Source organism: Pseudomonas sp. IPO3749 (assembly GCF_013386605.1).
GTDB lineage: Bacteria > Pseudomonadota > Gammaproteobacteria > Pseudomonadales > Pseudomonadaceae > Aquipseudomonas > Aquipseudomonas azotoformans_A.
Map to the genome: position 1 here is coordinate 20,221 of NZ_JACARN010000011.1, position 20,646 is coordinate 40,866.

Annotated in this window: 20 protein-coding genes and 1 pseudogene; 5 read left to right on the forward strand and 16 right to left on the reverse strand. The window is 65.5% G+C overall.

The features are described 5' to 3' along the window. Positions 1–149 precede the first annotated feature (149 nt). Positions 150–827 (forward strand): TetR/AcrR family transcriptional regulator, encoded by a 678-nt coding sequence (locus tag HX812_RS04575; RefSeq protein WP_078463495.1) that lies wholly within the window; start codon positions 150–152, stop codon positions 825–827. Positions 828–877: 50 nt separating this feature from the next. On the opposite strand, the gene HX812_RS04580 is transcribed toward HX812_RS04575, so the two are convergent. The 9 genes from HX812_RS04580 to HX812_RS04620 all read right to left on the reverse strand — a co-directional run bounded on the left by HX812_RS04580 (position 878) and on the right by HX812_RS04620 (position 8,253). Further along, entirely contained in the window at positions 878–2,839 is a 1,962-nt protein-coding gene (locus tag HX812_RS04580) for a relaxase/mobilization nuclease and DUF3363 domain-containing protein (RefSeq protein ID WP_023124807.1), read from the reverse strand. Between the two features lie 448 nt (positions 2,840–3,287). Continuing rightward, the gene (locus tag HX812_RS04585) at positions 3,288–3,887 is read right to left on the reverse strand and encodes a S26 family signal peptidase (RefSeq protein WP_038842575.1); all 600 of its coding nucleotides are present in this window, start codon (positions 3,885–3,887) and stop codon (positions 3,288–3,290) included. Next, the gene (locus HX812_RS04590; RefSeq protein WP_038842578.1) at positions 3,884–4,414 is read right to left on the reverse strand and encodes a DUF2840 domain-containing protein; all 531 of its coding nucleotides are present in this window, start codon (positions 4,412–4,414) and stop codon (positions 3,884–3,886) included. The genes HX812_RS04585 and HX812_RS04590 overlap by 4 nt, the downstream gene beginning before the upstream one ends. Then, positions 4,411–4,674: a chromosome partitioning protein ParB gene (locus tag HX812_RS04595; protein WP_071542603.1), complete on the reverse strand. Its 264-nt coding sequence runs from the start codon at positions 4,672–4,674 to the stop codon at positions 4,411–4,413. The genes HX812_RS04590 and HX812_RS04595 overlap by 4 nt, the downstream gene beginning before the upstream one ends. Then, positions 4,671–5,309 (reverse strand): ParA family partition ATPase, encoded by a 639-nt coding sequence (parA, locus tag HX812_RS04600; protein ID WP_038842583.1) that lies wholly within the window; start codon positions 5,307–5,309, stop codon positions 4,671–4,673. The genes HX812_RS04595 and parA overlap by 4 nt, the downstream gene beginning before the upstream one ends. A gap of 253 nt (positions 5,310–5,562) precedes the next feature. After that, complete coding sequence (locus HX812_RS04605; RefSeq protein ID WP_172901757.1) at positions 5,563–6,396, reverse strand: replication initiator protein A; 834 nt, start codon at positions 6,394–6,396, stop codon at positions 5,563–5,565. 26 nt (positions 6,397–6,422) lie between these two features. Next, positions 6,423–6,704: an AlpA family transcriptional regulator gene (locus tag HX812_RS04610; RefSeq protein WP_023087367.1), complete on the reverse strand. Its 282-nt coding sequence runs from the start codon at positions 6,702–6,704 to the stop codon at positions 6,423–6,425. Positions 6,705–6,829: 125 nt separating this feature from the next. Next, positions 6,830–7,588 (reverse strand): DUF2285 domain-containing protein, encoded by a 759-nt coding sequence (locus tag HX812_RS04615; protein WP_038842589.1) that lies wholly within the window; start codon positions 7,586–7,588, stop codon positions 6,830–6,832. 314 nt (positions 7,589–7,902) lie between these two features. After that, the gene (locus HX812_RS04620; RefSeq protein WP_038842591.1) at positions 7,903–8,253 is read right to left on the reverse strand and encodes a DUF2958 domain-containing protein; all 351 of its coding nucleotides are present in this window, start codon (positions 8,251–8,253) and stop codon (positions 7,903–7,905) included. Positions 8,254–8,571: 318 nt separating this feature from the next. Between HX812_RS04620 and HX812_RS04625 the strand changes: the two genes are divergently transcribed. Then, positions 8,572–8,865, forward strand: coding sequence for a helix-turn-helix domain-containing protein (locus HX812_RS04625; protein WP_071542596.1), 294 nt, complete (start codon positions 8,572–8,574; stop codon positions 8,863–8,865). A gap of 70 nt (positions 8,866–8,935) precedes the next feature. Here HX812_RS04625 and HX812_RS04630 read toward each other — a convergent pair whose 3' ends face one another. From HX812_RS04630 to HX812_RS04650, 5 genes and pseudogenes are all read right to left on the reverse strand, one after another. Beyond that, positions 8,936–9,250, reverse strand: coding sequence for a DUF736 domain-containing protein (locus HX812_RS04630; RefSeq protein ID WP_038842597.1), 315 nt, complete (start codon positions 9,248–9,250; stop codon positions 8,936–8,938). A 759-nt stretch (positions 9,251–10,009) separates the two neighbouring features. Continuing rightward, positions 10,010–10,218 (reverse strand): annotated as a pseudogene (locus HX812_RS04635) (hypothetical protein). Between the two features lie 62 nt (positions 10,219–10,280). Then, positions 10,281–12,329, reverse strand: coding sequence for a ParB/RepB/Spo0J family partition protein (locus HX812_RS04640; RefSeq protein WP_038842600.1), 2,049 nt, complete (start codon positions 12,327–12,329; stop codon positions 10,281–10,283). Positions 12,330–12,407: 78 nt separating this feature from the next. After that, positions 12,408–13,235, reverse strand: coding sequence for a DUF932 domain-containing protein (locus HX812_RS04645; RefSeq protein ID WP_038842604.1), 828 nt, complete (start codon positions 13,233–13,235; stop codon positions 12,408–12,410). 568 nt (positions 13,236–13,803) lie between these two features. Then, on the reverse strand, positions 13,804–14,199 hold the full coding sequence (locus tag HX812_RS04650; RefSeq protein ID WP_038842609.1) for a hypothetical protein: 396 nt from the start codon (positions 14,197–14,199) through the stop codon (positions 13,804–13,806). A 464-nt stretch (positions 14,200–14,663) separates the two neighbouring features. Here HX812_RS04650 and HX812_RS04655 point away from each other — a divergent pair, with 464 nt between their 5' ends. The 3 genes from HX812_RS04655 (at position 14,664) to HX812_RS04665 (ending at position 18,051) form a co-directional block, all read left to right on the forward strand. After that, entirely contained in the window at positions 14,664–15,359 is a 696-nt protein-coding gene (locus tag HX812_RS04655) for a helix-turn-helix domain-containing protein (RefSeq protein WP_038847181.1), read from the forward strand. Positions 15,360–15,659: 300 nt separating this feature from the next. Next, positions 15,660–17,150, forward strand: coding sequence for a hypothetical protein (locus HX812_RS04660; RefSeq protein ID WP_038843580.1), 1,491 nt, complete (start codon positions 15,660–15,662; stop codon positions 17,148–17,150). 82 nt (positions 17,151–17,232) lie between these two features. Continuing rightward, on the forward strand, positions 17,233–18,051 hold the full coding sequence (locus HX812_RS04665; protein ID WP_038843582.1) for a hypothetical protein: 819 nt from the start codon (positions 17,233–17,235) through the stop codon (positions 18,049–18,051). 70 nt (positions 18,052–18,121) lie between these two features. On the opposite strand, the gene HX812_RS04670 is transcribed toward HX812_RS04665, so the two are convergent. Both HX812_RS04670 and HX812_RS04675 read right to left on the reverse strand, forming a co-directional pair. Then, positions 18,122–19,267, reverse strand: a complete 1,146-nt coding sequence (locus tag HX812_RS04670) for a YhcG family protein (protein ID WP_038843583.1) — start codon at positions 19,265–19,267, stop codon at positions 18,122–18,124. Next, positions 19,264–20,463: a site-specific integrase gene (locus HX812_RS04675; protein ID WP_038843585.1), complete on the reverse strand. Its 1,200-nt coding sequence runs from the start codon at positions 20,461–20,463 to the stop codon at positions 19,264–19,266. The genes HX812_RS04670 and HX812_RS04675 overlap by 4 nt, the downstream gene beginning before the upstream one ends. Positions 20,464–20,646 lie beyond the last annotated feature (183 nt).

Consider the following 20,646-nt stretch of genomic DNA (forward strand, 5'->3'; position numbering starts at 1 on the left):
TCGGTTCGGTTTAGTCAAGAGCGGAAGTCAAACAGGAAATACAGCAATGTCAACATGTTGTGGAAAGACAATACAGTACCGATCGGTTTGACTTGGACCGCTTATGTGCTATCGTGCGGCTTTACTTTCCGCAGCGGTGGACCGAACACATGACCACTTCGTCAGCGCGCTCGAAGGCGAGCACGCCTTCCAAGCATCCCTCGTCCGCTGGGGGCGCAGTGCAATCAGAAAAAGCACGCCTTGTCCTTGCCGGCGCAAGGACTGTCTTCTTGGCAAACGGCTTTAGCGCTGCGACGACCGACATGATTCAGCAGGCCGCCGGCGTATCGAAATCGACGGTGTATTCGCACTACCCGAACAAGGAAGCTTTGTTCGTGGCCGTCGTCGAGGCCGAATGTGAGCGGTTTCTTAGAGCCGTTCGAAAGCCCAAGTTTCCAGAAGAACGGCTTGCCGATATTCTGAACGCGATGGCGCTCGCCTACTTGGAGATTGTGCTGTCGCGCGACGGGTTGGCGCTATACCGCATGATTGCGGCCGAAGCGCCGAGGTTTCCCGAGCTTGGGAGGCGCTTCTATCTGGCCGGCCCTGCCGCCATAAACAACATCGTTGCGGAGACCTTGGAAGTCGCTGCCTCGAAGGGAGAATTGGATCTTGGAAGTATCGGATTCGACTCCGCGGCCTCATTGTTTGTGAACATGGTGCGTGGTGAGGCCCAGATGCAGTGTGTAATGCACCCTGATGCTCCGGCGTCCGCTGCCCAACGGGATCGGTGGGCGAAAGATGCCGTCACTACTTTTCTTCGCGCCTTTCAGAAGAATAATGGCTGAGTGCAGTCTTCGCGTAAGCGATGCCTCTCGTTCCATGCGGTAGCGTTCAATCAGCCAATAGCGGGGCCGCGTGGTCGCCCCAGCTCCCACGATGTTGAGGCTCCTCGTACCGTCACGGCCAGTTGCCGCCCCAGCCGTTGCTCGATCACCGGCTTCCACGGCACCAGCGAGAACCCCATGCCGTCGTCGAGCATCGCGTAGCGCCCGCTGGCGAGCATGACGGAACGCCGGTAGATACCAGTCACGCGCCGCCCGTCGGCCACCGGCCGATGCTCCAGGCCGGTTTCGGCGGCGATGTCCTGCGCGGCCTTCGCCAATTCACGCCCGCGCAGCGTCCCCAGCAGATTGCGCGCGAGGACGACGCGCTGCCCGCGATGCTCGGCCAGTCCCTGTTCGGCCAGGAAGTCGGCGCGTTGACGTAGCGCATCCTTGACCTCGGCTCCAAAGCCCAGGTCGCCCAGGCCCTTGCCGCCGCCGATCAACTGCTGGTCGAGCCAGGTGGCGCCGATCACGCGGGCCTGCCGCTCGATGGGCAGGTGCGATTTCAGCTCGACCGCCACACCACCACCGAGGCGCTGCGCGTCGTACTGGCGGCCTCGCTCGGCCAGGTCGGCGGGCACGCGCCAGACGCCTTCAGCCTCGCGCTCCACGATGCCAGCGCGGCGCAGGGCTTCGAGCCGGCGTACATGGGCGGCCACTACCTCGCGCGGATCGCGTTCGTTCATGGCCTGACCTTGGGCGAGCGCAAGGTGATGATCGGTGCGGTACACGCCATCGGCGGCCAGCGCGGCGATGTTCCGGTCGGCGGCGCGCACGTCGGCCGTGCCTTTCACCTCCACCACGGCCCCGGTCGGGTACTGCTCTAGCTCGGCACGCGGCGGCAGCGTGACGTAGTGCGCCTTGCCGTCCGCGCCATCGACGATCAGATAGCCCTTGTCGTACAGCTCGTCGGCCAGCCCCTTGCCGACGACGCGACCGATGACGGCGCGGCCACCCTCGCCGGCCTGGAACACGGCCAGTTCGCGCTGCTTGCCGCTCATCGCCCGTTGCATCGTGCGGATGATGTCGCCGCGCTCGCCCATTGCCCGCAAGGTTGGCTCGGCGTCGGCATGGACGGCCCACGTACCGGGGTGCGGTTCGGACGCCAATCCCATGCGTTGTAGGTGTTGCAGGCGGCCGATCAGCACTTGCCGCTGGCGTTGCAACCCGGGTTCGGCGAAGCGTTCGACGCGCACCAAGCCATCGTCGGCGGCCTCGCGCTGCAAGGTGCGATCCAGGCCCGTCCACCGCTCCTGATCGACTTCGCGCTGCATGGCGCGCTGCATCTCCAGCTCGGTGCGCGGCCCCAGCCATTCGGTCGCTAGTTCCGACGCACGCCGGCGCATCCCCTCGGCGATGTAGTCGCGGGAAATGATGAGGTCTTTGCCGGTGTCATCCTTGCCGCGTAGGACGACGTGCGTGTGCGGGTTGTCGGTATTCCAATGATCGACGGCGACCCATTCCAGCGGCGTGCCGAGGTCGGCCTCCATGCGCGCCATCAGGTGCCGGGTGTAAGTGCGCAGGTCGTCGAGTTGTTCGGCATCCTCCGGCGAGACGATGAAACGGAACTGGTGCCGGTCGTCAGCGCCGCGCTCCTTGAACGCTTCGAGGTCGGCGTCGTCGGTCGCCGGCCCGTAGGCGTGGCCCGGCCCGCCCTGGCGATCGACGCCTTCGCGCTCGATGTAGCGCAGGTGCGCGGCGGTCGAGCGCGGCCCAGCCTGCGCCAGATTCACCAGTCGCGCCTTGATCGTCACGCGCCGGGCGTTGGCCCCAAGTCCCCGGCCAGCGAAGCGCGCCGCGACATGCCCGCGGCCTAGCCGGGAACCGGGTCGCTGGCCGACCTTGCCTGCCACCTTGCCGAGCTTCGTGCCGGCTTTGTTGGCCTGCCGCAGCACCTTGTTGACGAAGGCATCGCCGCGCTGTTTCGGAGCGCCAGGCCGGACGCGGAATCGGTCATCGTCGCGCTGGCTCATGGCGTCGCTCCGTCCAAGACCAGCGCAGTCCAGCGGACGAAGCACGCGACTTCGCCAATGCCGATGCGGCATTGCGCACCTTCGCGGCACGCTGCCGCCCCGTGGCGCGTGCCGCGCTCCCCCCACGTGCAGACAAGGTTTTCAAGCGGCCATGTGCCGCGACCTTTTATCTTGCCTTCCGCCTCTGCCCCTCGCTGTCGCTCCGGGCATCGGCGGCCCGGCGGTGCTGCGCTGCTCGCAGCCAGCACGCCTGGGAACGAGGCCACGGCCACCGGCCGGGCGCGTTCAAGGCAAGATGCCTGCACGGGGGAAAACGTCGCCGGATGTTGCGCGACGTGCGGCGCGGATGCGCTCGCACGACACGCGCGACGACACGGCGACAACCAGCAGGACGACATGCCGGATGGCACGATCGAACGCACAACTCCATGCAGCGAATCGGCGGCCATCATCGGCGTGTCTCCAGCCAGACCGGACGCGCAACACCGAGCACGGTGGATACAGCAACCGGGCCGAAATACCGGCTGTCGAACGACGCCGGATTGGTCACGCTCAACAGGAACAGCTCACCCGGTGCGAGGCGGCGGCAAAGCTGCAAGGATGGCAGCGGACGGCCCAGCCGGTCGGCACGCAGCACGGCGGCCGAAGGCACGCCGTCGATGCGGACGATGCCGCCCGCGATACACACCTCCTGCGGCGCGATGGCGCCGATGCGCTTGAGCAGCGGCACGCGCATCGGCAGGTAGCCGCGTTGCGCAGCCAGCACGGCGGCCTCCGCGGGCAGCGGGACGAGCACGATGCTGTCCACGGACAACGGACGTGGCAGCGAGCCGGCCCGGTGGTCGAGAGGATCGACGCGATACCAGCCGACCGCCACGCTGTCGGACGGGTTGTAGGTCAGGCGCGGCAGCGGCGATACGAAGGACGCCCAGGCCAGCGCAGCGAAGCCGCAGGCGGCCAGTGTCGTCACGACGATTCGAGCGCGCCTGCGCGAGCGAGGAAGCGGCGCCGTTCCGCTGGTGTTGGCAGATGGGCAAAGGCTCGTCATGGCAGCGCCCTCCCGGCCAGCCAGGCGGCGTGCCGCTCGGCGGTGTACGCGGGCAGCGGCAAGCGTGCAGCGAGCCGGTTGCCGAGCGTGCGCCAGTACGCGGGCGACACGTCGGCAGGCGCGATGCTTTGTGCTTCGATGGCGTCGAGCTGGGCCAGCACGGCGCGCACGGCGGGTTCGCCTTCGGCGTGCAACAGCAGGCGCGCACCCGGCAGCACGCCGGGGATGCGCTGCGCCGCGTCCAGCGGCGTGCAAGCCTGCATCACCATGAGCTGCCAGCGGATCGTGCCGTAGTCGTTGGCGTGCCAGCGGATGCGGCAGAACAACGCGCCCGGCAGGAACACCGCGACGCGCCGCCAGCGGTCAAGCCGGATGATGCGCGCCGGCTCGCCGAAGCGCAGATACAGGTCGATGCGCTGCTCAACGTAGGCGAGCGAAACGCGCGTCATAGGCGCGTTTCCGGCGCGGCCGGCGAGCACTGCAAACGATGGCGGCGCAGCCGTGGCCGCCAGAGCGGATGTGCTCATGGCAGGTTCTCCGGGCGGTTCGAGGGAAACTCGCGTTCCAGCAGTGCGCGCAGCAGTTCGGCGACGGTCACGCCTTGCGTGAACGCCGATACCTTGATGCGCGCCCGCATCGCGGGCGTCACGTCGAGGGTCAGGCGCGCGGTGTAGAGGTCGCCTTTCTGGATGCCGTCGGCATCGCCTTGGCGAACCCACGCCTCGGCGTGCGGGTTCGCCGGCGGACGTGTGCCGATACCGACACGTTTGCCGTTGCGCTGGCTCATGTCGGCCACCGCAGCAGCTCGTCGGTCAGCGCGGCGATCTCGCGTGCGGCGGCGCTGTCGGGTGCCGTTTCGCGTGCGAGCCGGCCAGCGGCCACGCTGTCGGCGAACACGATGCGCTGATGCACTTCCGAGCGCAGCGCCGGCAGCGGCTGCTCGGCGAGCGCGCCGCGCGCCTCGCGGCCGATGATGGTGGTACTGACGCGCCGGTTGACGACGAAGGCCGCGCGCAACTCAGGTCGGAATACCTGCGCCTCGCGGATCAGCGCCACCATCTCCGCCGAGGCCCACAAGTCGTAGGGGCTGGGCTGCACGGGAATCAGCACGCGCTCGGCCGCCAGCAGCGCGGAGCGCGCCAACGCGGCGATGCGCGGCGGGCCGTCGATGACGACGTGATCGGCGCGACGGGCCAGCTCCTGTGCTTCCTGGTGCAGCGTCTCGCGGGCGAGGCCCACGGCGCTGAACAGCCGTGGCAAGCCCTGCTGGCTTCTGCGCTGCGTCCAGTCCAGCGCCGAGCCTTGTGGGTCGGCATCGAGCAGGATGACCGACTGCCCGCGCATCGCCAGTTCGCCGGCGACATGCGTGGCGAGCGTGGTCTTGCCGACGCCGCCTTTCTGGTTGAGCACCGCGACGATCATGGCGCGGCCCTCCATGTTGGAAAGCCGGGCTTTGGCTGTTGCGTGTGGTGCCGTCTCGCGGTTATCCACCGAAACGGCGCGCTCCTATCAATAGTTAGAGCTTTTAAGTTAGGGAAGTTAGAGGATGACGAAACCCGCGCCAGTATTGGCTTTCCAGCGATTTCGCACGCCTGATAGCACGATAGGGACACGCCCGATAGCACGATACCCAGCACGCCTGATAGCACGAGGCCGTCCACACGTTGTCCCCGAGTTATCCCCGTGCCGTGGACGGCACTGGCCGGAACGTCAATAGTTCCTCGTTTGTGTCGAGCATCCGCTCGATGCCCAGCACATAGCCGGGCAACGACTGCCGCGCGACCAGCGCGCGCAGGTCGCAGGCGAAGTCGTAGGGCTTCGCCGTGCTGCCTGACTTGCGGTGCAAGTGCCGGAAGTCGAATTGCCAGCCCCCAGGCTGCTTGCCGCCGTGCTTGCGCACCAGGCGGTACAGCCATCGCTCGATGCCGCCGGTGAGCCGGAAATACGCCGGGTCGATGGTCAGCACCAGGGCGGCGTCGAGCACGCCGGCATAGAACCAGTCCGGCAGGATCAGCTCGATGCCCAGCGGCGTGCCGTGGGCGTCGGCCAGTTCCTTCCATTCGTTGATCCACGAGAAGCGATGCAGCCGCCGCCCGGTCATCTCGCGGATGGAAGTCGCCACCGTGGTCGATTGCAGCCGGTCGAGCGCGGCCTTGAGGCGCTGGTAGTCGCGCAGCGATACTCCGCGTCCGATGAAGCGCAGGATCTCGTAGGGCGTGGCCTGCATCAGCCGCGACGGGCGCAAGCCCGCGTCGCGTGCTTCCACGATCTGCGAAGCCGCCCAAATCAGCACGTCCGCGTCCCAAATGGTCGCTATGCCGTGCTCCTGCGTGCCCTCTACGCGGATCGTGACGTTGCCGCTGCGGAAGTCGATCGGCGCCGTGCGCCGCGACTTCGCCAGAGAGAAGAACGGATACGCCATCAAGTCCTGGGCATCGCGCGGCACCATGTCGCCCGGCAAGGCGCGGAACAGGTCGAGCTGTTCCCGCTCCCGCGATGGGCTGGACATAGCGACGGCCACCGGCGAGCCACCAATCAGCGCGCACGGCTGTCGGCCGAGTGATGCTCGGCGTATTCGGGATCGGACGTGGTTTCGTAGCTGCGCTGGTCGGCCCAGGCATCGAGGTCGGCCACCGCGTACATGACGCGGCGGCCGAACTTGCGAAACTTCGGCCCATTGCCGATCACGCGCTGCTTTTCGAGCGTACGCGGCGAAAGCCGCAGGTACTCGGCGGCTTCGTCGTTGGTGAGATAGCGTTGGGGTTGTGCAAGCGTGGTGGCGGGTGCGGCGGCAGGCCGCAAGGGAGCGGGACGCATCGGATGAACCTCCATCTGGCAAGGACGCCGGCAGCACGAGCGCAGCCGGATGGAGTCAGTCTCAAGATAGCGATGCGTTGCGCAGAGGGTCGTTTTGCGGTGCAGGCAAAACGACCCTGTGCAGGTCAATCGAGCTGTGCAAGGCGGCGGTAGCCGCCGCGCATCAGCGTTTGGCCGCGCCGCACGAGGCGGCGCACGCGCGAGCGCAGGCCACCGTCGGCATACCAACCGGCGGCCACGGCTTCGGTGCCGAACAGCCCTTCGGCGATTTCGCGCAAGGACGCGCCCGCGAGGGTCGCGTCGAGCGCCTGCAAGGTGTGCAGTTCCAGCAGCGCGGCGGGTGTGGGCCGCGCACGGGCCGCTGCCGCAGGCGCGGCCGTCGCATTCAGCGTCGCCAGCTTGTCCAACTCGGCCGTTATCGTGCGATGGCTTGCGCAAGGCACGGCGCCCGCGCGAACGGCATAGACGTAGGCAAGACCGTCGACCAAGCCCGGCGCCAGTGCGAGCCTCACGCAGCAGCCGGGCCAGCGCGCCGTCAGTAAGAGGCGCTTGCCGTCGTGAACCAGGTGTTTGTGACCGGGGATGCACCAGAACTCGAAGGCGTGTGCTTGCAGCGGTGGGTCGGCATCAGGGTAGAGCTGGAGCACGGCGGCATGGTCAGGGAACCAGGCTGGATGCGCGTCACGCGCATCCAGCGTCGGGTCTTCCAGCAGGCGCAGCCCCCAGGCGTGCGCGGCCTCCGGCTGCTGGCGACGGCGCAGCCAGTCGCGCCGGTAGTTGGGATGGCGGCGCAGATACTCCCAGGCGAGTGCGGGACCGTCCAGGTGCAACGAATAGAGATACGCAGCGGTGGGATACCAAGAATCGACGCTTCGATCGGCCATGATGCGACCTCCCTGTTGGCAGGAGCGTCGCCACGGACATTGAAATGCAGGGGCTACGGCATCATCGGCATTTCGTCATCGAAGAGGAATAAGCTGGCAAGTAGTCAAGACCGATTGGCTCCGAAGCCTTGCATGGATCGTCCTAGTGCGACGGTTGCGCAGCTCGGGAACGGCGCGCAGCATCGGATACCCTGCCGCAAGCTGCGCCGTACATCATGTCTCTTTCGGTCAAGCTCGCACTCGCCTGGTGCAAGAGTTCTCATTCAGACCGAAGCCGTCTTACACGAGATCGAGAAAGACACAATACGCCCCGGTCAATCCGGGATGGAGCCGTCGCGCTGCGCGAGTTGCACGTACTCCGATAGCGGCCGGGTGGCGCGGAAATACAGGTCGCGCCGGATGGGCCGCTGACGCGGCCCGACGATGCCAGCCAGATCGGACAGCTTGACCGTCCCCAGCGTCGGCATTCCGATGCCGAGGTCGATCAAGCCCCAGGCGGTATCACCATCGGCGGGATCGAGCGCAACCAGCAGCCAGGTCGCGTGCGCGTCCGGCGTGAACAGCCGCACGACAGGCAACGGGTCGATGCTATGGCCGGCCGCGCGCGCCTTCCCGGCCGCGAGCAGTTGCGTACGTTGTTCGGTGGTAAGAAGTGGCTGGTTCACGGGTTGAAATCCCACGAAGCCGAAAATGCATGAATACGCTTTGCCACCAAGGCGCGTAAGCGTCGAAGCGAATGCGTGCTTTCATGCGAAAACACGAAGTCGCAAGCGACTGAATCCGGACATGCTCGGAAACACAGAAGCGGCATTGCGCAGATCAGGAAAAGCACGAAGGCGGCTCCCTGGTTCTGACGGAATCCGTCGATACGGATTTCCGTAAAGTCACGAAGAAGGAAAACAACAACGCCAAATGAACACTATAGATTGTAGCCCTATAGGGCGCAATGGGCTGTCATCTTGGTTTTTCAGGGGAAACCATAGGTGGCGGCGAAGCACTCATTGGCGACGGCGATACGGACGGTCAGGAAAGCGCGCGGCTTGAGCCAGGAAGCGTTCTCCGACGTGTCCAGCCGTACCTACATGAGTTCGCTGGAGCGCGACCAGAAAAGTCCGACCGTACACAAGCTGACCGAGCTGTGCGAGGTCATGGACGTGCATCCGCTCACGTTGCTGACGCTGGCCTATGCCGGCGACAGCACGCGCAAGGCCGATCAGCTTCTGGCGCAGGTGCGCCAGGAGCTTGAGGCGGTGTTGAAGAAACGCGACACGCCGTAGGCGCGTGCGTGCCGTGCTGCGCCAGCAGCACGGCGCCCCGCCGCGATGGGCGGGGCGCGGCGGGTGGCCGTCAGGCCGCCTTGGGCTTGCTGCGCGACCAGATCAGGTCGTGCGTGCCGTTCTCGTTCTCGATCAGGCGGGCATAGACCGTCGCCGGGAACGAAGGATCGTCGAGGGTCACGGACAGGTAATCCCGCCCGGCCTCGCTGGTCTTCTTCCACGCCGCGCCGAAGTCATTGCCGGCCGCCTGAAGGCGGAAGTCGGGGGCGTTCTCGGTGTCGCCCTTGTCGTTGGGAATCAGCTTGACCTTGACGTTCAGGGTCAGGGTGCGGAGCTGGCCGGTGAAGCCGTCTTTCTCTGCGGTGAAGGTGCCGATGTTAGCCATGATGTTTCTCCTTTCGGGTTGAACAAGGTCGCGCCAGTGCGTCCTTGTTGTGATCCGGCCGGCGGGGGATGGGCTGGCCGCACCGCGCAGCGGTCGCAACACCGTGGAGAACCTGGAAGCGAAAAGAATTTGTCCCGCGAGGAAGCCGCGCAGCGGCGGGGAAATTGTTTTCGCTGGAAGGTTGCGGCCATGAAGCCCAAGGCGCAGCCGTTCCCTCGCCAGGATTCACGACAAGCCAAGGACGCACGGGCCGCCCGCTCCCGAATGGAGACGTGGCCGACTCGGCATCCCCGCGTGACGGCTTCACCGGCTTGCGCCCTGACGCGGGCAAGGCCAACACCCCAACGACGAGCGAGAACGCTCCTTGCCGCAGATTGCGACGACGGGCTTGAGGCGTGGCGTGGATGCTCCATAGCGAGGCCGGGTGGCGTGTCGGTGAACCGTCCTTCGTGACGTACAGGCGCGAACCGCCAGCGTCGAGGACGACACGTTTTGGCACAACCTGCCGCAGCAAGCCGGGGCGTAGCCCCACAAGCCCCGCCCATTGCGGCGGGGCGCCATCGAAACCTTGCCCGCGCCAGCGGGCACCGATCGCCGTACCGCGTGCAAGGCACTTGCACGTCCGCCACGTCGCCGCCTGGTCGAAGGCGGCGACGTGGCGATTTTGCTTTGGACGCTGGAACCGGGCGCGGCCACCGCCGCGCCCGGATTTTCGACCACCGGCCCCAAGGCGGAACGGCTTGGGGCCGGTGCTGCTCGTTATTCCTTGGTTTCGATGATCCACCACACGGCACGCGGCAAGGCGTGGCCTGTGATGGGATGCAAGTCGGTCAGGTCGGCGCAGGCTGTCCAGCCGGGGGGGGGCGGTAGCCGCGCACGTCGCCTTCGCCGTGCCAGCGGCGAGCGCGTACCGTGCCGGGCGCATAGGTCGCCGCCATGCGCGGGCGGCTGGTGGTGGTGCGGGTCATGGGGGCTTCTCCTTCAAGCGAAGCGCCCCGGTCGAGGCCGGGGCGCTTGCCTTCGGCGCGGGTCAAGCGGCCAGTGCCTCGGCGGGTTCATCCGCCATTGCCTCGGCATCCTCCGGGGCATCCTGCGCCTGCGTTTCCTGCGGCGCAGCTTCCGGGCTTTCGGTCTTGAAGATGGCAGGCATCCAGCCGGTGCCGTCCGCCAGCCGTTCGGCTTCGCTGGCAATGTCCGCCTTCTTCAACTTCGCCAGTCGAGTAGCGTGCGACGGTGCGAACTCGCCCACGGCTTCCAGAATCGCGGCCTTCGGCACATGCTGGAAATACCCGTCTGCGGTGGGCTGCCACCATGCCGCCATGTCCAGTCCCACGGCCTGCGCCAGTTCCGCGCCGGGCTGGTGCTGCGTGGCGCGAGGCGTCACCACGTCCACCGTGGAAGCCACGCACACGGCCAGCAGCCGCACCAGTTCGTCTTGCGGCTTCGCCAGCAGCACGGCGAACAGTTCGGCGCTGTCCTGCGGCAGCGCTTCGCCCGCGACCTGCTGCAATTCGCGCAGGGCCACGGCAGCGGGTGACTCGGGCCAGTCGGGGGCCATGCCTTCCAGCCGGTCTTGCACTTTCATGCTCACGCCTAGCGGCAAGTCGTGGCCGTAGTGGCTGTCCTGCAAGATGGTCTGCACCATGCCATGCACCAGTGCGGCCAGCGCGACTTGCGGATGCCGGGCGACTTCGATTTGCAGCGCGGCGGTGCGGTGTGCGCTCAACCGCTGCGCCAGCCGGTCGGACAGGCTCGCGGCTTTGGGCTGCTCGGCGTCCTCGCCTTCGTCGTCGTTCCCGGCTTCGCCTTCCGCGCCGCCGAAACCCTGCCGCAAGCGTTCCAGCGTGCGCAGCGCCTTGGCTTCGGCTTCGCGCAGCAGCCCGCGATGAATCACGGCTGCGCCGCTGCGGTCGAGCGTGACGATGGCACCGGCCACGGCGCGCACGTCCGGGGCGTAGCCCTGCAAGGTTTCCTCCACGGTTTGCAGTTCTCCGGCGACCTGTTCGCGGCGCGGTTCCAGCGCCTCGGTCTTGTCCTCGTCCTCGGCGTCGTAGGCTTCTTCCAGTTCGGCGTCGATCTTGTCGAGGCGGGTTTGCAGCGCGGCGATGCGGCGGGCTTCGCGGGCGCTCGGTTCGCGGCGCTGGCGCGGCGCGTTCTGGAACGCCTGCCGCTCGGCGTAGCTCATGTGCGTCACGGCTTCGACCCACGCCCAACCCTCGGTGCGCACGTCCCCGGCCAGCGCATCCAGCTTGCCGCGCACCAGCGTTTCCAGCAGCGCGGCGTCGGTCAGGTAGGTTCCGGCATCGCCTTCCGCGAACAGGTCGCGGCGGATGCCGCCGCCCGCCGCCGTGTAGGTGTCCAGCCCGGCGAAGCGCACCAGCGGATGCGTGGCGTCGATTTCGCGCTCGGTCAGGCGTTCGCGCAGCGCGGATGCGCCACGCTGCCATTCGGGCGCTCCATAGAACGCGGCTTCCTGCGCAGCGTGGTCGTCGGTGATGGTCAGGGCCATCAACTGTTCCAGCGTGACGGCTCCGGCCCGGTAGTCGGCCAGCAGGCGCGGCGAGACGTTGGCCAGCTTCAAGCGGCGCTGCACCACCAGCGGGGACACGCCGAAGTCGGCAGCAATGTCTTCGATGGGACGGCCTTCCTTGACCAGTGCGGCGAACGCCTCGAACTGGTCGGCCGGGTGCATCTGCTCGCGCAGCAGGTTTTCCGCGAGGCTGACGGTACGGGCCGAAGCGTCGGGCACCAGCAGGCAAGGCACCTCAAAGTCGGCGGCGATGCGCTTCTTCTTCGCCAACAGCTTCAACGCGGTCAGTCGGCGGTCGCCGGCCACCACTTCGTATTGCTCGCCATCGGCGGCAAGGATCACGACGAGATTTTGCAGCAGGCCGATGCGGGCGATGCTCGCGGCCAGTTCGGGGATGGACATGCGCGAGGTCGTCCGCGCGTTGCGTTTGGAGCGGCGCGGCAGCAACTGCGAGAGCGGAACCAGAATCAGGTTCTTGGTCGGGTCGGCCACTTCCAGCGGCGCGGCGGCTTCGACGGCACGGGCTTCGGTTTGGGTAACGGCGTTCATGGTGATAACTCCTAGCGGTTGGGATGCAGCAGCGAGAGAAGCGGCAAGGGCTGCTGCCTGCCCCTGCCGCGTGGGGGTTCAGGCTTTCAACTGGCGCATGCCATCGGCCAGCAGCCACAGGGCGCGGTTCAGGCGCACGTTCTGGTCGATGCCCTGCACGGGGCGCGTGCGCTGGCGGCGTCCGTTGGCGCTGCGGCCCATCAGTCCGCCTTGCGTCAAGTTCTCTTGCGTTCGGTTGAACACGCTCCACAGATCGGGGCGGCGGTCATCGAACCGGCGCGGGGCCAGCACTTGGCTTTCCGTGATCGGCGCGGGCTTGTCCGGGTCGTCGTACTTGAGGGCGAGCGCGGCGCGGGCGAAGACTTCGGCCTCGCCGTTGTCCAGCGTGATGGCCTGCATGGCATCGCGGGAGGCTTGCGCACGCTCGAAGCCGTGCAAGACTTCATACGCGCCTTCGATGACGTGCCCGGCTACGTCGCCTTTGTGGTGCACGCGCACGTCCGCCACGGTGTCGCCGCAGACCAAGCCGTTGCAGCACACGAAGCGGAACATGCCCGCCAGCATCTGGTAGCTGCTGGTGCCGTCGTGCGAGTTCAGCAGAATGATTTCGTTGGCGGTGCTGCCGTCGATCTGGCTGGCATGGCGCAGCCGGATCATGTGTTTCGTGTGCGCGCGCTTGCCTTCGTCGCGCACGCGGGTCTGGCAGACCATGAAGGGTTGAAAACCTTCCTTGCGAAGCTCGGTCAGCACGGCGGCGGTGGGGATGTAGCTGTACCGCGCGGAACGGCTGTCGTGCTTGTCCTCGGCAAAGATGGAGGGGGCCACGCGGTGTATCTGGTCATCCGACAAGGGATGATCGGCGCGCAGCATGGGGGAGCGGGAAGCGAAACGGGATGCGAGTTGCATGGTGGTTACTCCTGACAAAGTTGCTGTTGAAGGCCCCACCGGATTCCTAGATTCGGAGCCCGCCTTTCGGCTTCTCCGGTGGGTCGGCGCGGAGACCTGGGCCGGCCTCGTTGCCACCGTCTTTCCTGAGTTCATCGCCCGCGACGGTCAGGAGCGCGCGAACGGGTGCGGTCAAGGAAACAAGCGACGGGTTGGTGCGGCCCGCAGCGCAGCGAGGACACGGCCCGGCGCGCCTTGACGGCACACGGGCGCGGGCTACGGTCGCGGAAAGGTGATGAAGTCAGGGGAGACGGCTGGACAAGGCAACGGCCACAGCGTTGGCGCAGATCCCACGCAAGTGAAGCGCGCAGCGCCGCAGGCGCGAAGGCCGATCAGGTGCAACCTGTTCGGCAGCCTTTCAGGGGCGCCAAGCCACGCGCGGCGGGGATCGGCTGCAAGCCGTTCCCCTGGAGTGCAAGCGCAGCGCGCAGGCCCGCGAGGGCCGAAGAACACGACACCAGGCGCAGCAGAAAAAAAGCGCCGCCCCCGCGATCGGCGGAAGCGACGCTTTGAGATTTACATCGAGCGATCAACTCGACGCCGGCGACACCATCGCCTGAATGCGCTCGATGATGCCGGGTTCGACGAAGACGCAAACCTGATCGGCCGCGAGCTGCACATTGAACATGGCGGCGAAGGTTTTGCGTTTCAGGTGCGCCAGGCGGCCCGTGCGATACGCCTCACTCGGCTTCAAGCGATCCGCGCCCGACGGCTTGCCGCTGCGCTCAGGGTCGCATTCGACCAGCGCGACGAAGCCCTCGTCGAACAGCTTCTGGTGTTCGGCGCACAGGCCCCAGCCCGTCGTCGTGTAGCGCTCCATGCTCGCGCGCAGGTGCTTGTCGAGCAGGATGCTGCCGGTATCAAAAGGAGTGCCGCAGACCAGGCAGACACGGCGTTCCAGCGAAACATGCGATTTGTCGTTCATGATGACGATCTCCGGTTGCTCGGGCGGAATTGCCCGGAACCGGCGCCAGCACGGCGCAGCGCAAGCAGTCAGGGGTCGCAGACGGCCGCGGCCGCAAGCGTGCAAGGCACGCGCAGCCCTTGACGGCGCGAACGCCGTGGTACGGTGAAGGGAACAGCAAGACCGCCCATCCACCGCCACGAGGGCACGGACAGGCAAGCGGAGCGCGCAGGCCCTCAAGGGCCGGAGGCGTCAGGGATCAAAGCCGGATGGCCGCGATTCGGCACGAAGCGCGGGGCGCAGCCCGCGAGCCCGACGGCGGCACGCCGGGACGCAATGATTCGCCCCTTGAATATCCTTTGGAGAGAACCACAAGCGACATTTATAGTTGTGATCTGTCGGCCGACTGTCGGGTTGCTGTCGTGTTGCCGTTGTTCCTGGCTCCCCATACTTCACCATGTCTACTGACAACGATGGAGCCACCCATGAACGCTACAGAATCTGCCCAACAAACCCGTCTGCTGACGCCGGCCGAACTGGCCGCTTGCATCAAGCTGTTCCGTGAGATGCGGCAATGGTCACAGGAGCAACTGGCCGCCATTTCCGGCCTCAACGTGCGGACGATCCAGCGAGTCGAACAAGGTTTGTCCGCTAGTCTTGATACGCGCCGCGCCCTTGCCAACGCGTTCGAGTTCGAGGACATCGACGCTCTCAACAAACCGTTCACTATCCCGACGGACGAGGAATTCAAAGCGGCGAAAGAGAAGTTCGACCGGGAGCACGTTACCCTGACGGCCATCCCGCTGACGACCGGCAAGCAGTTGGCCAGGTTGGCCGAGTCCTGCACGATGGACTTGTCAGAGCCAGCCTTCGAGCTGACCCGCGAAGCGGACGAGGCATTCGCCATGCTGGTGGATTACTTCCGTGAGTACCGGGACTGCGCCGATGTCTACAACGAAACACAGAAGTTCGACGTGTACGACGAGATGCAATCCCACATCGACGCGCTCCAGGCGCTCGGTGTCTCACTGCGCTACGCCACGCGCAAGGTACAAGTGAAGTGGGGATCAGACCCGGACAGCAAGCCGATGGCCGCCACGGTGCTGTATGTGGTCGGCTTTCCGCTCGGCAAGGAACCCGAGCAGTTTGCAACGCCAAAATCTGCCGGCATCCGTCTGTAGCTGGGCAAGCGCAGCGCGCAGGCCCTCAAGGGCTGGAGGCGTCAGGGATCAAAGCCGGATAGCCGCGATTCCGCGCGAAGCTCCGGGGCACGGTCTGCGAGCCCGACGGCGGCACGCCGGGACGCAATGATTGGCGACAGCAGCATCACGTGGTATCGTCTGAGGTGGTTGCCGTCACCTGCCGCACGCGCCCTTCGGGGTACGACGAAGACGGAGCATTCAGAGCCTCACCCAATCCATGTTTGATCCCTTGGGCGGCCCGCAAAGCGTGCTCCGGCTCGACGCCCGACGGAGATCAATATGGACACCCAACAGCTCAAGGTGTTCGCGGAGCGCTTGCGCGCCTACCTCGAACGCCACAACCTCACCCTCAAACACGGCCAGACGCTCGATCTGATCGCAGCCATCCCCGGCCTGCGCAACTGGCCCGAAGTCAACGCCTTCCCTGCACGGGTATCTGCTGCGCAATGGGACAGCCACTCGGCCGACCGACTCGTCAAACGCATCGGGAAACTGCATGCGCTGATCCTGCCGGTCGATGAACTGCACCGGGCGCTGGATCCGATGAGCGCCAACGTCCTGAAGGTCTGGCCCGATGGTCCCGTGCCCGGCGTGTATGTGACGACTTCGCAGGAGGCCATCGACGCGGCCATCGCCAAGTACGAAGCCGCCACCGACGGCGCGCTGCTCTACGCAGAGGACGCCGGCCGTTCTTCGGACGCTGCCATCGACCTGGGCGAGCACGGTCTGTTCTCGCGCGGCATGGATCGACTGCCCAGCGGCACGCTAGTCGTAGTCGGCCCCGTGCCGCTGACGCAGGAATCCTGGAGCGACAACAAGGACCGCCTGAACACCGCCGCCAATCTCGCCCACTCGTCCTCACTGCGCGTCGTTGTCCTGGCGGAGACGCCGCTGCCCGAGAATCTGCACAGCGACATCGACCTGCTGCTGCGGCCCGACGATGAAGGTCTCGACAGCGAACCCGTTGACGTGCTCGGCATTGTTACCGAGTCGGGCGATCTCCAAGTGGTGCAGCCGTTCGTTCAGCGCCGCGCGGCGCCGGCAGCGCAGCACTTCACGACCACCCAGCGTTTGCCGCAAGTGCTCGAAGATGCACTGCGACTGGCGGTGACAAAGCGCCCCTATGGGATCATCGTGCTCGGCATCACGCCTGGCGATACACAGCGCAAGGCGCTGGTCGAAGCGGTGTTGCCGCTGACCGAACACGCGGGACCAGCCGTTCGCATACAGCCGACGTTCCGCCCTGGCTACGGCAAAGACGATACCCCGTTGTCGCCGCATTTCGAGGGGCTTCCAGTCTTCCCTTCCATCGAGAGTGCCTATGCGCATGGCTACCGCCGCATGGTGATCGAGTCCTCCCACCACGGTGCCGGCGAAGCAATCGCTCGGCATGCGCATGAGGTGTGCTTCTTGATTCGCTCCTTCTCGACCGAAGTTGCTGGCGCCTGGATGAGCAGCCTGCCGGCTCAGATCGACAAGCCCAATGCGCTCGATGTCGTCACGGCTGTCCTGTGCGCCGCCGACGTGCCGGCCAAAGCGGAGACAGTGACGATCTGCGATGCCTTTGTCGGCGGTGCGTCACCGGCACCTACGGATGATGACATCGACAGGCTGGCGGAACACATGGAGGCACATCGCGCTGTGCGGTGGCAGGAGCAGTTGGACGCATTGTTGGTCGCCCGAAAAGTGACACCCGCGCAAGTCAAGAAGGCCCTGCGTCGCCACAACGTGGACGACTACTTGGCCTCACGCAAAGCGGCACAGGTGTAGCGCGTAGCAGAAATGACAAGGGGCCGACAGCGGCGTTGCAAGCCGCTGGACGGCCCCACAACAACAAAGGACGTAGACAACAATGAAGGCCCATCCATTTACTCGCCCCACCATTGTCGCCGCGGTCGAATTTCTCGGGCAAATGCTGACGCAGGCGAAGTTCGATCAACTCGCGGTGCGGCTGGGGCTGGACGATGAAATCCCCCAAGGAACGGCAAAGAGCGTGACCGCGAAGAGTGCTTTGCTGGCGCGCATTGTCAACCAACGCGCGACGCAGATCGTCAGCACCTTGGACGGGCCTGTGACTCTGGCCGAAGCTGCGGTACGCGAAGGGGTTGGAATGACCGTGCCACAGTACGCGAAGGCCGAGCAGGAGCGTTTTCTTCGGGGGTTGGCGCTCGACGGCTACGTTGTCTCCTGGGATGGGGACGCACGAACGCCATTGCTGCGCGCAGCGCTGCCTGGCGAAGTGGATCTTCCTGCGGCCGATGACGAAGTTCACCAATTGCTGAAGCAGTTCGGATTCAACGTGCCGCTGGGGCACTTAGACCAAGCCATCGACGCGCACACGCGCGGCGACTGGGCAGCGGCGAACAGCCAGATACGCACGTTTCTGGAAGGCTTGCTCAGCGACATCGCCTCGCACATTGATCCGCAGAAGTCTGCCGAGCTGGCTTCGAGCGAGAACCGCCGCGCCTGGCTGGCGGAGCGCGGTTTCCTGTCGAGCAGCAGGAATGAATGGACCAACGATGGAAAGAACTATTTGAACGGCTTGTTCAAGATGCTGCATACCGATGGCTCGCACCCCGGCCTCTCGGACGAAGATCACAGTACGTTCCGACTGCACCTTGGACTTATCACTGGCCGGACGTTGCTTCGCCGCCTTAACAACGGTCGCTGAACCGCAGCCCTCTCAACAACCCGCGGATGGCCGCGATTCGACAAGAAGCGCGGGGCGCCAAGACGCACATTTATCGCTGGCGAGTTTTGGGATGAATTGCCGTGCGAGATTCCAGCAGACGCCGCGTGTTCTCCAATTCCTTTTGCAACAGTTCGGCATCCGGCAACACGGTTCGATAGTTTGCTGCCATGACCTTGCTGGGCAATCCTTCCAGTGCATACCGCGCCAAAGCATGGCCCTTGTCCGCGCACAGGATCAGACCCACGGGCGGATTCTCGCCCTGAAACGTCCAGTGCTCCTTCGCATAGTTGCAGTACAAGTGCATCTGGCCCACGTCGGCATGCGTCAAGGCACCGAGCTTCAAGTCGATGATGACGAGGCAGCGCAAACGCCGATGGAAGAACAGCAGATCGACCCGATACCAGGCCTGGTCGATGCGCAACCGCCGCTGTCGCCCAACGAACGCGAAGCCCTCGCCGAGTTCGAGCAGGAAGTCTTGCAGCCGATGAATCAGGGCCTGTTCAAGATCGGACTCCGAATACTCGTCCTTGAGGTCCAGAAACTCCAGCACATACGGGTCTTTGATCGCGTCGTCGGGCGTGACGACATCTTCCGGCTTCGGCACGGCGCCTTTGACCAGCATCGCCGTCTTGTTCTTCGACAGCGCCGTGCGTTCGTAGAACTGACTGCCGATCTGCCGGTCGAGCTGACGCACGCTCCAGCCACCGCGCAGCGCCTCGGCTTCATAGAACTGGCGGGCGTGGGCGTCCTTGACCGACAGCAACCGCACGTAGGCCGACCACGGCAGCGTGAAGACCTGCGCCAGCTCGTCGAGTCGCCAGGGTCGCGCCGGCGCCATCGGCACCGGGGAAGATTCGCTAGACACTGTCTGGCGAATTGGCCAGGTTAGGAAGAACGACCGCATCTGCTGCAAGTTCGGGCGGCTGAATCCGCGCCCGAACTGCGCGGTCAAGTCAGCAGACAGCCGCTCAATCAACTGTTCGCCGTAACCGGCGCGCCGCTTGCCCTGTTGCTCGGCTTCGACGATGCGGCGGCCGATTTCCCAATAGCTCGCCGTCATCAGCGCATTGACGCTGCGCGCCGCCGCGTGCCGCGCGGCATCGAGCAGTTCGACGATGCCGCTGTGGATGCCGGCATAGCCGGCCGGTATGGCGGCGGGGGTTTTCCCCACCGCCGCGAGTGTCTTCTTGGTCATGCCGCCACCTCCGTAGAGCACGAGGCGCCGGTAATCGTCTTGCGCCGGTTCGCCACCAGCTCGGCCGCCTTGCGCACCGGATCATCCTCGGTGTGGACGTAGCGCATGAACATCACCACGGTCTTGTGCGCCGTCAGTGCCATGCCGACCTTCACCGGGATACCCGAGTTGGCAATGTCGGTCGCCGAGCGATGGCGGATGCCGTGCGTACCCACGTGCGTCGCGCCCGCCGCCTTGAGCGCGCGGCACCATCCGCCGTAATACTCGCCCGTGGTCAGGTGTTGCCCCGGATGGCGTGGCGACGGCAGCACGTAGCGAGCGCCTTCTTCGCGCGGCGCCATCGAGAGCAGCCGGTAGGCTTCCTCGCTCATGGGCTTGGACATGCCGCCGGTCTTGCTGTCGGGCCAGACGACGCGACGGTTTTCCAGATCGACCCATTCCCATTCGAGCGTGACGATTTCGGAGCGGCGGCCAGCGAACTCGAATTGCAGGCGGATCGCCAGAGGGATGACGTAGTTCTCCGACCCTTCGGCCTCGATCTTGTCGAGCTGCCGGAACAGCTTGCCCATGTCCTCGTCGCTGATGAGGTGGGTTGACTTACCGGCAGGGAACATCGGGACATGACGGCAAGGATTGGTGCCGTCCGGGCGGAAGCCCCACACTTCGGCCAGGTTGAACATCTTGCGCAAGACGCTGAAGACCTTGTTCGCTTCGGTCGGCTTGTACGAGAGCTTTTCCATCAGCCCCGCGATGTCGGGCCGCTTCACGTCCTGAACCTTCCTGCGCCCCAGGAGCGGAATGATGTTGCGGTTGATGACGCCTTGATAGCCGACGCGGGTGCTGGGCTTGTTGCGCTTCTTGGAGTAGTCCTCCATGAACTTCTTGCACAACTCTTCAACGGTGGGTGCTTTGCGCGCCTCGGCTTTGGCAGCGCCGGGATCACCGCCCCGGCGAACCTCGGCCAGCCAGTTCTGCGCCAGCGAGCGGGCTTGTTCGACGGTCAGTTCTCCGTACATGCCCAACGCCGGCTTGCGCCGCTCGCCGGCATTCGTGCGGTACTGGAGCATGAAGACCTTGCGACCGGCCGGTGTAATCTTGCACAGGAAGCCGGGAACGAGGGTGTCGCGCAGCTCGATGGCTTGCGCTTCGGGTTTTGCCGCATCGACTGCGGACTTGGTGAGCTTGATCTTGGCCATAGCTGACTCCTTGGAAAGACCCGTTTCCAGGAGCCTGTCAGGAGCCAAGCGGTTGGAAGCCGGGTCAAGTTTGAGAAAGCACCGGCATAGGATGAACTCGCGTAAGCTCTTGATAAACCTGCCACAACGAGCTGTGGCGTAGTCCAGCGAAGTTCGGTGCTGGAGTCATGCTGAAATAAAAAA